At 44.8% G+C, this 306-nt stretch carries 1 protein-coding gene; it reads right to left on the reverse strand.

Annotated features, from left to right (window positions below; all coding sequences use genetic code 11):
• On the reverse strand, positions 1 to 306 hold a 306-nt coding region (locus CWC14_RS18845; protein ID WP_171036908.1), incomplete at both ends, for a YebC/PmpR family DNA-binding transcriptional regulator.

The raw sequence follows: 306 nt of genomic DNA on the forward strand, positions 1-306 counted from the left end.
TTCGATTAGGGTTATCAGTAAGGCAGTCTACAATAACCATGCAGTTACCTGGACCGTACCCTTCATAACGTGCCGCAGAGTAATCTTCACCCGCACCACCGGCTGCTTTTTCTATCGCCTTATCAATTACGTGAGCGGGTACTTGATCTTTTTTAGCTTTATCAATCAAACGGCGTAGAGAAAGGTTTGCATCTGGGTCAGCACCGCCATTTTTTGCAACGACGTAGATCTCTTTACCGTATTTTGAGTTTACTTTTGTTTTTGCCGCGGCTGTTTTCGCCATGGCGTTTTTACGAACTTCAAACG

The organism is Pseudoalteromonas sp. S3260 (genome assembly GCF_005886925.1).
Classification (GTDB): Bacteria; Pseudomonadota; Gammaproteobacteria; order Enterobacterales; family Alteromonadaceae; genus Pseudoalteromonas; species Pseudoalteromonas tetraodonis.